9 protein-coding genes are annotated in these 13,684 nt (G+C 57.8%); 1 reads left to right on the plus strand and 8 read right to left on the minus strand.

Annotation, left to right across the window (positions count from 1 at the left end):
* Window position 1: 1 nt before the first annotated feature.
* The 4 genes from BLU75_RS10400 to BLU75_RS10415 form a co-directional block, all read right to left on the minus strand.
* On the minus strand, window positions 2–1,324 hold the full coding sequence (locus tag BLU75_RS10400; protein WP_084376663.1) for an HlyD family type I secretion periplasmic adaptor subunit: 1,323 nt from the start codon (window positions 1,322–1,324) through the stop codon (window positions 2–4).
* Window positions 1,321–3,072, minus strand: coding sequence for a type I secretion system permease/ATPase (locus BLU75_RS10405; protein WP_084376662.1), 1,752 nt, complete (start codon window positions 3,070–3,072; stop codon window positions 1,321–1,323). The genes BLU75_RS10400 and BLU75_RS10405 overlap by 4 nt, the downstream gene beginning before the upstream one ends.
* Window positions 3,073–3,225: 153 nt before the next feature.
* Window positions 3,226–3,594, minus strand: a complete 369-nt coding sequence (locus BLU75_RS10410) for an AprI/Inh family metalloprotease inhibitor (RefSeq protein WP_084376661.1) — start codon at window positions 3,592–3,594, stop codon at window positions 3,226–3,228.
* A gap of 71 nt (window positions 3,595–3,665) precedes the next feature.
* On the minus strand, window positions 3,666–5,114 hold the full coding sequence (locus BLU75_RS10415) for a serralysin family metalloprotease (RefSeq protein WP_084376660.1): 1,449 nt from the start codon (window positions 5,112–5,114) through the stop codon (window positions 3,666–3,668).
* Between the two features lie 763 nt (window positions 5,115–5,877).
* Between BLU75_RS10415 and BLU75_RS10420 the strand changes: the two genes are divergently transcribed.
* On the plus strand, window positions 5,878–6,132 hold the full coding sequence (locus BLU75_RS10420) for a DUF1652 domain-containing protein (RefSeq protein ID WP_084376659.1): 255 nt from the start codon (window positions 5,878–5,880) through the stop codon (window positions 6,130–6,132).
* 46 nt (window positions 6,133–6,178) lie between these two features.
* Here the strand turns inward: BLU75_RS10420 and BLU75_RS10425 are convergent, their stop codons facing one another.
* The 4 genes from BLU75_RS10425 to BLU75_RS10440 form a co-directional block, all read right to left on the minus strand.
* On the minus strand, window positions 6,179–8,647 hold the full coding sequence (locus BLU75_RS10425; protein ID WP_084376658.1) for a UvrD-helicase domain-containing protein: 2,469 nt from the start codon (window positions 8,645–8,647) through the stop codon (window positions 6,179–6,181).
* A 199-nt stretch (window positions 8,648–8,846) separates the two neighbouring features.
* On the minus strand, window positions 8,847–10,493 hold the full coding sequence (gene pgm, locus BLU75_RS10430) for a phosphoglucomutase (alpha-D-glucose-1,6-bisphosphate-dependent) (RefSeq protein WP_084376657.1): 1,647 nt from the start codon (window positions 10,491–10,493) through the stop codon (window positions 8,847–8,849).
* 137 nt (window positions 10,494–10,630) lie between these two features.
* Window positions 10,631–12,013: an aminotransferase-like domain-containing protein gene (locus tag BLU75_RS10435; RefSeq protein ID WP_084376656.1), complete on the minus strand. Its 1,383-nt coding sequence runs from the start codon at window positions 12,011–12,013 to the stop codon at window positions 10,631–10,633.
* A 27-nt stretch (window positions 12,014–12,040) separates the two neighbouring features.
* The gene (locus BLU75_RS10440) at window positions 12,041–13,438 is read right to left on the minus strand and encodes a hypothetical protein (protein ID WP_231982669.1); all 1,398 of its coding nucleotides are present in this window, start codon (window positions 13,436–13,438) and stop codon (window positions 12,041–12,043) included.
* Window positions 13,439–13,684 lie beyond the last annotated feature (246 nt).

Consider the following 13,684-nt stretch of genomic DNA (forward strand, 5'->3'; position numbering starts at 1 on the left):
CTCACTCCTCGGTCAATGCGGAGCCGGCACGATCCAGCAGCGGCTTGAACAAGTAATTGAGCAGCGAACGCTCGCCAGTACGCACAAACATTTCGGCTGGCATCCCTGGCTTGATCACCAGCCCATGGAGTTTCTCCAGGGCTTCGTCACTGACCGCGGTGCGCAGCACGTAATACGGCGCGCCGGTTTTCTCGTCGAGCATCTGGTCCGCGGAAATCAGGCTCACCTCCCCTGGCACCCGTGGCGTGCGGCTCTGGTTGAAGGCAGTGAAAAGAATGTCCACCGGCAGATGGGTGCCGACCTTATCCACCAGATTGACCGGCAGATGCCCTTCCACTTCGAGGCGCGTGCCCTGGGGCACGATTTCCAGCAGGGTTTCACCGGCACGCACCACCGCACCCTCGGTGTGAACACTGAGGTTGACTGCAATACCGTCCGCCGGAGCGTTGATTTCGCTGTGCTGCAGATCGAAGCCGGCTGACGTCAGTTGCTGCTCCAGGGTCAGGCTGCGCAGTTGCGCATCGGCCAACTGACTGCGCACTTCCTTCTGGTACTCCTCACTGTGCTGCTGCAACTTCAGGCGGGATTCGAGGATGCTTTGTTCGATGCGCCCGCTTTCGCCGCTGTTCTGCGCCAGATCCTGTTGCACTTGGGACAGCTGGCGCTGGTACTCGAGCAAGCGATTGCGCGGGATGTAGCCGTTGTCAGCCAAGGGTTGCAGGTTGTTCAACTGATCGCGCAGGGATTGTGCCTGGGCGTGCAAATCACTGCGGGCACGGCGCATGCCGCTGAGCTGAGCATTGGCGCCCTCGATACTGGCGCGAATCCCCGCCTGTTCGCGGGCAAAGGCCTGGCGGCGACTGCTGAACAGTTGGCGCTGGCCTTCAAGCACCAGCGCCAGTGCCGGATCGGGGTTGCTGCTCAGTTCGACTGGAAAGGTGACATCCGGCAGGTTATCGCGCTCGCTCTGCCAGCGCGCGACGCTGGCCCAGGCCATGCGGTACTGGGCTTGCAGCGAATGGACATCTGCCTGGCTTTGCGTCTGGTCGAGTCGAAACAAGGGCTGGCCTTGCTTCACCACCTCGCCTTCACGCACCAGGATCCGGCTGACCACACCGGGGCTCAGGGTTTGTACCGCTTTGCGCTTGCCGGACACCACCACCGTGCCCTGCACGGCAACCCCCTGGTCCAGCGGGGCGAGGCTGGCCCACAGGAAAAACCCACCAGCGCCGACCACGCTCAACAGCCAGCCCATCCGGGCAAAGAAGCGTGCATCACGTTCGGGGCGAACCGAGTCGAGTTGAAGGCGACTATCGACGCTCATTGGCCTGGATTCCTTGCGGCTTGATACTGACGACTCAGGCTGACACCGGCTTTCTCGCGGGGCGGTTCCTGCTGGCCGGACAACGCTCGCAAGACGTCCTGACTGGGGCCAAACGCCTGCAGGCGACCTTCGTTGAGCACCAGCAACTTGTCGGCCTGGGCCAGCGCTGAAGAGCGGTGTGTCACCAGAATCACGCTGCTGCCCTGGGCCTTCATTTGCATGATGGCGCTGGCCAACGCGGCCTCGCCGACGGTGTCGAGGTTGGAGTTAGGTTCATCGAGCACGATCAGGCGTGGCCCGCCGTACAGCGCGCGCGCCAGGGCGACGCGTTGTTTCTGGCCTCCGGACAGGCCGCTGCCATCGTCCCCCAACACCGTGTCGTAGCCCTGGGGCAGGCGCAGGATCAGCTCATGCACACCAGCTTGTTGCGCGGCCCGCACTACGAGTTCGGGGTCGGCCTCGCGAAAGCGCGCGATGTTGTCGGCGATGCTGCCGCTGAACAGTTCGATGTCCTGCGGCAAATAGCCGATGTGCGGCCCCAGTTCGTCGCGGTCCCAACGATGAATATCCGCACCGTCCAGGCGCACCGTGCCAGCCAGTGTCGGCCACACGCCCACCAGCACCCGCGCGAGGGTCGACTTGCCGGAACCGGAAGCACCCAGCACGCCGAGCACTTCGCCCGACGCCAGGTTAAAGCTGACCTGATGCAAGGTCGCAGCCCGCCGACCGGGCGGCCCCGCGCTGACCTGTTCGAAACTCACTTGGCCCTGCGGCGCCGGCAACGCCATGGCCTCGGCTTCTGGCGGGAACTCCTGCAACAGACCATCCAGGCGTTGATAGGCGAGCTTGGCGGAACTCCACTGTTTCCACACCGCGATCAACTGATCGATAGGGCTGAGCACCCGCCCCATCAGGATCGTGCCGGCAATCATCATCCCGGCGGTCATTTGGCCCTTGATCACCAACAAGGCCCCCAACCCCAATACCAGCGATTGCAGGCACAGGCGCAGGGATTTGCTCAGGGAACTGATCACTGAACCGGTGTCACTGGCCTGGTTCTGCAGGCCGAGAAACCGCGAATGCACCGCAAACCAGCGATTGCGCAGCGCCCCCAGCATGCCCATGGCCTGGATGGTTTCGGCGTTGTGCAGATGACTGGTGGCCAATTGCGTCGACTGCTGGGAATAGCCACCGGCTTCGCGCAAGGGGTTCCTGGTCAGGTACTCGTTCAGACACGCCAGGCCGATCAACAACACCGCGCCCGCGCTGGCCAGTACGCCGAGCCAGACGTTGAACAAGAAAATCACCGCCAGATAGATCGGAAACCACGGCGCATCAAAAAACGCGAACAGCGCGGGCCCGGTGAGAAACTGCCGTATATGGGTCAAGTCCCCCAGGGATTGCCCGGCATGTCCCTCGCCGCGTTGCAGATTGCGCTCGAACGCGGCCTTGTAGACCTTGAGGTTGAAACGACGCTCCAACTGGCTGCCGATGCGGATCACGATGAAACTGCGCACCACTTCCAGTGCGCCGATAAACGCAAAGAAGCCCACCACCATCAGCGTCAACATCACCAGCGTGGTTTCGTTCTGCGACGACAGCACTCGATCGTAAACTTGCAGCATGTAGATAGAGGGCACCAGCATCAGCAGATTGATCAGTGCGGTGAAAAAACCGACGCTGATCAGAATGCTTTTATATTCACCAAGCGCCTTGAACAAAGGTGCAGCGGGAGTGGTCTTCGCCATGTTGCTTAATCATCCCTAAGCTGAATGCACACAATAGCCTGCCGAACGCCCAAATAATGGGCGGACAACTACCACAGTTGCTTAATACTGACCGACTTATACTTAAAGTGACTCTCTGGTCACCGACTACAACGATATAGCCGTTTTATATATTCAAGGTGCCTGCTGCAATAAAAGTTCAGCACCTGAACGGCTGCGACCTTTATATTCACCCACTTTAAGGCGATTCAAATGGATAATGCCAGTGCCTTCGGCATTCATCAACCATATACCGTCCGGTGTCGGCGACCAAGTAATGGGTTTATCCCCCAACCACTGTTCGGCGCAATCGACATCCCCACCCAGTGCGTTGGAATCGGCAATCAGGTCCAGTGCGCAGATCTGCTCTTGCCGATGCAATTGCCAATGCCCGGCCAATTCTGCGGCGTTGGGTAAAACAAGACTGCTTGCCATTGCGTTGGCTCCTGCCGACACGAGCAACGCCTGAATCAGACAGGCGATTGCATTGCGATAGTTGTTCATCACCATTACCCGTTTACGGGGTTGTTGCAAGGAGAGAGCAGCGCCGGGGCGCTGCTCTCCTCAGGCCTGGATCAAGCCACGATGTCGCTGAACGCCGCCTGGCCGACAGTGGTAACGAGGAAGTCCGCCACGCCGTGCCCGGAGAAGTCCACCGCCAAGGTGCCCAGGTTGGTGCCCGAGGCATAACTGAGCACTGCATCGCCGGCCGCGCCGGTGAAGGCATTGACGAAGTGCAAGCCGTTACCGTGGGTGATTCCGGTCAGGTCGATCTTGTCCGATCCCGAGATGAAATCGAGGATCTGATCAGCCGCGCCGGGTTTGGAGTCCGAACTGGCACCGAACACAAAGGTGTCCGCCCCCGCCCCACCCCACAGCTTGTCAGCACCGCCGCCGCCGTAGATCAGATCGTTGCCGGCGCCGCCCTTGAGGACATTGGCCGCAGCGTTACCGATCAGCAGGTCATTGCCGGCACCACCAAAGGCATTTTCGACCGTCACGCCCTGAGCAATGGAAACGTTGCCCACCAAGCCGCCCACATCAGAGAGCGAGGTCTCATTGAGGTTGATTTTCTGGTTCTGGGTAAAACCGGAGAAATCCAGAGTGTCATTGCCGCCACCGTCCCATACCGAGAACACCAGTTTGTCGGCGTTCGAATTGGCACTGAGGAAATCACGCCCGGTGTTGGAGTTGAAACCGTAGGTGGTGTCGCCGGCGCGGGTGTTGTAGTTGGCGCCGTAAAGCTTCTGGATTGCGGCGATATCGTCAATCAGCGGCCCGGAAGCGTAGGCTTCTACCCCACCCTTGGTGAAGTTCTGGTTGGTGTTGCTTTCACTCCAGTAACTCATGAGGCTGTAGCCGCGCGTGTCCTGTCCATAGTCCGCGTCGTAGTAGGAAGGGTTACCGGTCCCGGCGTTGTAATCGCCAGGGTGAGCCAGGCCCAGGGTATGGCCGATCTCATGGGTCAGGGTCTGGCGGCCGTAGTTATTGAGCCCGGGATTGACGTTGGCCGTGTAGCTTCTGTTGGTCAAGTACCAGGACGAGCCGTCCAGGCCACTCATGTTGTACTGCTCATCGGTACCCGGCAGGTAGGCAAAGGCCGCCGCGCCGTCCTGCCCCCCGCTGTAGTTGCCAAAGGTCATGTGCGCGTCACCGCCATAGGCTCGCTCGGTGAAGGTTACATTGGCCACATCGGCCCAGGACTGCATGGCGAGCACCGCCTGGCCTTTTTGCAGGTTACTGAACTGGCTGAATCCGGAAATGCCATGTTTGTTCATGGTCGCCGATGAGGCCGAGGTCAGGAAGGTGTAGGTAAGATCAATCCTGCCGTTACCATCGACATCCCGATACGCCGCGTTATCGCGCAGTAAATGCTCAGCTGCCTGATCGACGGAAAAGGACGGTTTGCCATTGACCGTGAGATTGCCGCCGCGGTCATACAAATGGCTAAAGCTATCAATCTGCGCATAAGCGGTACTTGCTTGAGCCGCCGACACAATAGCTTTTTCTTTAACTTTCGACATAAACGTACTTCCTTGTTTGCAAGTGGAACAGTTTTTGTCCGATAGCGACGCGCTCTGGCGAGATCGTCCTATCACTCGCCTCTTATGAAGGCGAAAGAAAACTGACACAATTTTAAATCAGCCGTCCAGCATTTTTTTGCACTAAAAAGTGCAAAAAGCGAATAACGCCCGCAAACATTGGTGAATAAGCCGATCCAATCCTTGGGATTAGCCTGCGCCAGGACAAACCTCTATTTAAATATTAAATACTGCTAAACACTTAAATGCTAAAGCACTCACACTTTGAACTGAGCCGGATCCAATATATTGAGTGGAGCTCACTCGCAAAGTGCCACCGTGTCATTAATATCATCGGCTAAATATTTTATTATTAATGACAGCTACCCGATCAGGCGTTATCTATGCGATGTTATGTTGATGTGGCTGTGCCAGGCCGTCCGGCGCAGCGCCTCAAGCGAGGCTACGTCCAACCACGCTGCCTCTACAAAGCCAACCCCTTGCGGCCCAATGCCTGAGTCACTCGCCCAACGTTGCCAACCGCTTCAATGCCGACCTAGCGATGGCGCGCTAATGGCCTTTTGCCAAAATTCAGGTAGGACATGACGTACTTCAAATTAATCGGAAAGAACTGCCGAACGGATAGGAAAATCCTGATAAGGGCTGCGAATGAGTGCTACTTTTAACCTTCAACGGCCAGGATCATAGATAGGCTTGGCACCCTTGCCGCGAGCTAAAGGAAGCGCTCAATGATCAAGGAGGGCATATGAACAAGGTGACATTCCCAAATGCATGCCAGCTGATGCGCTGGCATTTTCATCCAATAGGTTTTGAAGGGCACATGGATGCTCCAGCCAGCATGGTCGCACGATTGTTTGACCGGGAAAGCGGCGCGACCCTGATCGCCATCGCCGGCATTCCCTGCGCCACGGTGATGAACGCAAGCGACGTCGAGCGGATCATCGAGGCAATCGAGGACGAACTCGAGTCCTTTATACCTCCTCTGTTGCTGCGGGCCTGAATGCTGTCGCTGTAGGAGCGAACTTGCGGGCTCGCTCCTATTTCCTTCACTCCCCCTTCACGCCACGCTGATCGTCAAAGAACGGCCTGTTCCCAGCAATACGGTCAGACGCCTTGTGCCCTTTGACACCGGCTTCTTGCCTTTCGACATACCAGTAGCAATGACTCACCGCTCGAGTGATGCCCACATACGCCAGGCGCAAGGCTTCGTCGCGTTGGGCACTGTCATAAGGTTCGGCGTCCGCATCCTTGCCAAGGCCCGCCATGCGGTAAACCTGATTCTTGTAGGGCGAACGGGTCAAATGCTGGCAATCCCCCAATAGGAATACCGCATCGGCCTGCAGGCCCTTGGCGCTGTGATAGGTCAGCTGCTTCAAGCGTCGCGCTGCGGGCGGCAAGCTAGAATCAAGATTAACTACAGACTGAATATACTGTCCAATCAAATACTTATCACTACTTCTTCGATAGAGCATCAACACGGATTGGCCATTGTTATAGTGCGTCAGTAGCTGTTGCGCCAGCCCTGCATCATCCCGATCTCGCACGGCGACTGGCACCAACGTCTTTGCGTTTCCGCTGGCCTTGGCCTTCTTGCCCGTGATCGCCGGAGCGGATTTAACGATGTGTTCGGCAGCATCGATGATGTGTTGATGACTGCGGTAGTTTTCACCCAGCATGACCCGCGTGGTAGCTGGCGACGGGAACTCCTTGTTGAACTCCATGAAGTACTTGGGCGAACTGCCGCGCCAGCCATAAATCGATTGCCAATCATCTCCGACACACAACAGCGACGAATGCTGCGCGCCCCGCCCCACATGCATCGCCGGTCCGCGGCTGCGGATTTCGCGCAGGCTGGCGCGGATCCACGAGACGATCTGTGGCGAGACATCCTGGAACTCATCGATCATCAGGTGCGACATCGGCCGCAGTAATGCATCGTCGAGCAGCTTGAGGTTTTCTGGAGTATTTTCGCCGAACAACGAGAACATCCGGTTATACGTCATGATCGGCGGCGACTGGTCCAGCAGGTGATCTTCCAGGGCTTTCCAGAAAATACTCAGGGCCTCGAAGAACGAACGGTCCGGATCGTCCTCGGCAAAACTCATTTGGCCTACGGCGTTCGTGACGTCCAGGCCGAGATTTTCGATAAACCCCGCAGCGGTGACAAAACAATCCAGCAACGGCGACGAAGCCAGTTCGCCCTTGACCTTGTAATCGAAGCCAGGCCCGGCTGTGGCGTCCTCCGCCAGGCTGCTTGATACGCGCTTTGATTCCTCGTAACTATCCAGCCATATCAAAGGCTTGCGACAGAAAGCTTGAAAGAGTGTGCGCTTAACCGCGCACTCTGCGCGCACCGAGAGCTTGGCCCCGGGACGAACCATTTGCGGATTTTCACGAGGGTCAAAGCCCAGCACAACCCACGCGCCCAATTCGGCGATGTAACCATGGCAATGGAATTGCGCACCGTTGATTTCAACCGTCTGGCGGTTGGGCTCAATGCCCTTGATCGGCCACGCACCGGCACGGAACCACAGGTCTTCGACCACATCGCACAGGTCTTCGTCACGCTTGGCCGCAAGTTCGGTCACCGCCACGCGTTTCTGCACATCGGGATGGTCGCGCTCCAGCTCCTTGAGTTGCAGGGCGTGGCGCGCCAGAGGCGCGATCAGCTCGCGAAAGCGTGCATGGCGAGCGTACAGTCGGTGATAGCACGCGTTGAGCTGCTGGCGCTGGACATCATTGATACGCAGTTCAAACGGGTTGCTGTCACCCTCATCATCGCCTGGGCCCTTGCGCGCACTGAGATTCTCAAAGGCTTGCAGACGCTCGAAACCCGGCAGACTGCGCACCATTGGCAGGATGCGCGAATGAAAGGTGCGCACCACCGCTTGTGCTTCTTTCAAACCAAGAGGTTGCCCCCACAGGCTGAGAATTTCCATGAGCTTGTTGATGAAGTCCTTGCGCGACTCACGGGTGAAGGTCACCACCGTCATTGAGCTCAGTTCAAAACCCAGGTAATGGGTGAGCAGCAGAATACGCAGGACCAAAGAGGTCGATTTGCCTGCACCGGCCCCGGCGATGACCGAGGTCGAGGGCGTGTCGCTGAAGATCATCTTCCACTGCGCCGCACTCGGCTGCGAGCGGGCCGGCAGCAAACGCGCCACATCGGCTTTGATGCGCTTCTTCAACTCGGCGGTCAGCGGCAGACGCCAGTCGTCGAACAGACTGGCGTCGATAATCGGCGCGCGGTGCTCGTCGGATCGAAAGTCTCGAATCAACAGGACTTGGCGCCCCTCCTCGATGCCATCCGCCTTGCCTTCCCGATAGCCATATTCCACGCCCGCCTCATGGCCACTGCGAAAGCCGTCGGCCTGGCCGTGCAACCAGGAAAAACGGTGCTGGGCGCGCAAGCGCGTCAAGCCGTGTCCGAACAAGCGCGCGGCGAGTCGTTTCAATAGCGGCATATCGGCCAAAGGCCGCAATTCGGGAGGCAGATCGGGGGGGTGTTGCGGCACGCGGACTCCTGCGATGTTTGGGCTCGGACAAGGAGCACTATGGTCGCCGGAATCTTCCGCCAGTACCAGCCAATTGCTTTGGGTTCATGCAGTTAGGCGATGAAGTGAAGATGTGGTCTAGGTTTTGTATAGGTCGAGGGCCACCCTGTGGCGAGGCGACAAGCTCCCCGCCACAGTTTCGTACCGAGCCTGGGCGGAGTTATTCAGCGGCGATTGCGCCATCCACCAACACTTGAGCTTCTTCCACCAGACGCTTGAGGTGATCCTCGCCGATAAAGCTCTCGGCATAGATCTTGTAGATGTCTTCGGTGCCCGATGGTCGCGCGGCAAACCAGCCGTTTTCGGTCATGACCTTCAGCCCGCCGATCGCCTGATCGTTACCCGGTGCATGGCTGAGGATCTGCTGAATGCTCTCCCCGGCCAATTGCGTGGAGGTGACCTGCTCCGGCGCCAGCTTGCCCAACAAGGCCTTCTGCGCAGGCGTCGCCTTGGCATCGACACGGATGGCAAACGGCTCACCCAGGGCATCCGTCAGACCGCGATAGATCTGGCTCGGATCCTGGCCTTTGCGCGAGGTCATTTCCGCAGCCAGCAGCGCCGGGATCAAGCCATCCTTGTCGGTACTCCAGACGCTGCCGTCCTTGCGCAGGAACGAGGCGCCGGCGCTTTCTTCGCCACCAAAACCCAGGGATCCTTCGAACAGCCCGTCGGCAAACCACTTGAAGCCCACCGGCACTTCGTAAAGTCTGCGGCCGATACGTGCAGCGACCCGATCGATCAGGCCACTGCTGACCACGGTTTTGCCCACCGCGGCATCGGCGCGCCAATCAGGCCGATTCTGAAACAGGTAATCGATGCACACCGCCAGGTAGTTATTCGGCGCCAACAGCCCACCGGATGGCGTGACAATGCCGTGGCGATCATGGTCCGGGTCGCAGGCAAACGCGACGTCGAAACGTTCCTTGAGTCCGATCAGGCCTTGCATGGCGTGACTGGACGAAGGGTCCATGCGAATCTGCCCGTCCCAGTCGACGCTCATGAAGCGGAAGGTAGCGTCGACCTCGGTGTTCACCACCTCCAGATTAAGACGGTAATGCTCGGCAATCGCCGACCAATAGCGCACCCCCGCTCCGCCCAGCGGATCAACGCCCAGACGCAGGTCCGCGCCGCGAATGGCGTCCATGTCGATGACGTTGATCAGGTCCGAGACATAATTGTTGAGGTAGTCATGGCGATGAGTGGTGTCGGCTTTCAACGCCTGTGCGTGGGTCATGCGCTTGACCCCCGCGAGTCTCGCGCCAAGCAGCTCGTTGGCCTTAGCTTCGACCCATTTGGTGACATGTGTGTCTGCCGGGCCACCGTTTGGCGGGTTGTACTTATAACCGCCACTCTGGGGCGGGTTGTGCGACGGGGTAATCACAATACCGTCCGCCAGACCGCTGGTACGCCCACGGTTGTAGCAGATGATGGCGTGGGAAATCGCTGGTGTCGGAGTGTATTCATCACCCTGCGCGAGCATCACGTGGACCCCGTTGGCAGCCAGCACTTCCAGGGCACTGGCACCGGCCGGGGTCGACAGCGCGTGGGTGTCCAGGCCAACAAACAGCGGGCCATTGATGCCTTGGGCCGCACGGTACAGGCAAATGGCCTGGCTGATTGCCAACACGTGCCATTCATTGAAACTCAAGTCAAAGGAGCTGCCACGGTGCCCTGAAGTTCCAAAGGCCACACGCTGGGTGGAGATCGCTGCATCAGGCTGACCAGTGTAATAGGCCGTCACCAGTCGCGGGATGTCCACCAACAACTGAGCTGGCGCTGGCTTGCCCGCAAAAGGACTGAGAGTCATGCAAAAACCTCTGAAAAGAAGGATTCGTAAAAGAAATGCAGTTTACTGAGAGTTCGACCACGGCGCGATGTTATATATCCCACAACTAGATGTTATCTATTCCGTAATAAGTTGCGATAAATCCTATGCAGCTCGGTTTAGCTGATCTGCCCCTGCCTGAGCGCTTGAGCCAACGTTTCCATCACCTGTTCAAGGGGAAGATGACCACTGAAGGTATGACTCAACCGCAGGTGTTGCCGGTAGAGTCCGCTGACACTGAACAACTCTCCCGGGGCAATCACCACCTGCTGGGCCAACATGTGCTGGAATACCCGGCGCATATCGACAGCCTGTGTGGAGCGCAGCCAAAAGGTGGCCCCAGCCTGTGGCATGCGATAGCTCACACGGTCTCCCAAGTGCTGCCTCAGGTGCGTATTCATTGAAGTCGCATGCATCTTGAGCAATGCACGCAATGCCTGCACGTGCTGGTCAAGACGGCCATTCTGATAGAGCCGGGCAATGGCGCGCTGGCGAATCGACGATAAACGAAACGCCCGCAACACGAACTGGCGCTGCAAAGGAGCGCTCAAGTGGCGTGATAGCAAATATCCGTAAGGCGCCTCTGGCCCAATGATTTTCTCAAAGGTGGAAAACACCAGTAACCGATCGGGGTTCACCAAATTCCGCAGATGGCAGGTGGGTGGTTCGTACTCCAGTTCGCCGTGGACGTCATTTTCCAGTACCCAACAGCCATAGCGCTCCAGCAACCGCGCTGCGTGCACGCGTTCCTGCGGTGGCAAGCTGGCCGTCGACGAGAGCAATGCCAGTTGCACCGTTTCGGTATGCAGCAGGTGCTCCAGGCGCATCAGGTCCAGGCTGCCGCTCTCATTACAGGGAGCCTCGATCACGCGCACGCCGGCGTCTTGCAGCAGGCGCAGAATGATCCAGTCACAGGGTGACTCCACCAGTACGCCTGCTCCCTTGAGACCAAGCGCCTCAATCAGGATTTCCAGAACGCCGCGCAAGTCGGCACCGATATAAACGTCATCTGCCTGCCAGTAGCGCGTCGGTGACTGGGTGTAACGTGCCGCAATCGCCGCACGCAACTCCCAGATACCGCACGGTTGGAAATAAGGTTCCAGTGGACGCGGATATTGGCGTACCACCTCGCGTTCCAGTTGCAACAAGGCTGCATCCAGCGGCAGTAGCAGCGCCGGTTCATCAGCGCTGAGCACCCGCATCCCGGGCCTTCTGGTACCGGCATAGAGACGCTCCAGCAAATCACCACCGGGGCTCCACGGCGTACTTGTGGGGGCAGGCAAGGCGTAGTAGCCCGACTTGGCCACCGAGTAGACCCTGCCCTCCTTTTCCAACAACGAGTAAGCGTATTGAATGGTCGAAATCGATACATTCAAACGCTCTGCCAAATGCCGCAGGGAAGGTAACTTGATCCGTGCATCAGGACTGACCTCATTGATCAGGTTGATCATGTAGCGATAGACCGCCTGATAGGCGAAGTCTGCCTGCTTGCCAGACCTCATGAGCGTTTATGTCTGAGCAACAATCCCTTAGCGTCCTTGCCCCATGGGTGGGTCGGCAGGAGGACACGACGCGCTTGCCGCCGGTTGAGTGCGATAGAGGTGCTGCAAAAGTTCCAGAGGTAGACCGCTGGTATCGACAATCCAATGCTGGATCAAATCCGCGCAAGGCTTACCCTGGAGTGCCTTATGCACCTCGGGTAACGCCACCAACATACCGGGATGGCAACGGCGCAAGAAAGCTTCGAGTTTTTGACCTTGCTGAACAAAGGGTGAAAACAACATGCACACCAACTGGCTTTCTTCCAGGCTGAAGAACTCTCGCGCATAAGTAGCCGCCAGCATTCGCCCCTCCCGGGTTCCGGCCTGGGCCCGCAACAGTTCAGGGATCTGTTGGCGACGCATGAAGGCCGTAGCCCGCTGAACAAAACCCGTGGCTCCCTGATGGTAGTCCAGCTCCAACAACACCTCGGCTTGCAGGCCATGCAAGTGCGCCATCAAGAGCGGGTTGGCGTAGGCGTGATTGCTGAATTGAAAGGCAAATTCATCAAGCCTGTGCCCCATGAAGTCGTTCAGCAACCAGGTAAAGTCGGCGTTGGTTTCGGTCAGCAGATCAGCTACACCGATATAGGCAAGGGGGCGATGATCATGCTTGGATGATGAGTCGTGCGCCAACGCGCTCTGATCACCGTAAATATCGCGGTAATACATCGCACTACGCTCGTCCATGTCCGTGAATAACGCGTTGAGCGTCAATGGCCGGCGGGCTCGCTCCCTGCTCTTCGCAGCTCTTGTGGTTTTCGTCAACCACCCAAGGTATCGATTTTGCTTGCACGAGGGATCGCCGCTGAGCAAGGCATGCACCCCGCCTTTCCAGGAAGTGATGCGCCGGTAGAAATCCCCAACAGATAAATAGCCGTCGTTGTGCAGACTGGCGCGTATATCGCCACCAGTCACATGACCGATCATCAGCATGTTGCGTCGACTGGCGTACTGGCCAGCAGTGGACACCAGGCGCAAATGATTGAATGGCAGCACCTCCTGATTTTCCACCATCAACAATTCGACCCTGGGGTCATCATGAAAAAACAACGCACTGTAACCACGCTGGATGTTATCCAGGGTGGTTTGTGTCATGCCAGCATGTCGCAAGGTCGCGACTCGCAGTTGGAAACTCTTCGGCGCACGGCCGGCGATGGTCAACTGAGCAGCTCTAAGAAAAGCCAGGGCGCAGCTACTTCCTTTGCCACCACCATGGGCGATCAATACTTTATAGTCGCCTATTTGATCAATACCGCCTGCCGCAACAATCACCCGCTGAACCAATAATTGAAGCGCTGTCCGTTCTGCCCGGGAAAATTTTCCCAGCAACCGCTGCAAAACTTGTTGATAGACATAGTTCATGGCTTGTTCGTGAATAGCGCTCATAGTTTTACTACCTGAGATTGACGATCCATTTCCGCTAAACGTACCTGTACGTTTAGCGGACTTATTGCGTATGCAGAGGTGATGTCTTTTTTTGCGACACGGATAATTCCCCAAATGTAAGCACCGCTTAACAAGACGATAGTTAGAATGTCCGACGATGTTTTCAACGAAACGAGGATAAAGGTGCCTATCCTGTAGCCTTCCAGCCATCTCTCGCAACCCTAGGAATACTCCTACAGCGTCCTA

It is taken from the genome of Pseudomonas mucidolens (genome assembly GCF_900106045.1).
Lineage (GTDB): Bacteria > Pseudomonadota > Gammaproteobacteria > Pseudomonadales > Pseudomonadaceae > Aquipseudomonas > Aquipseudomonas mucidolens.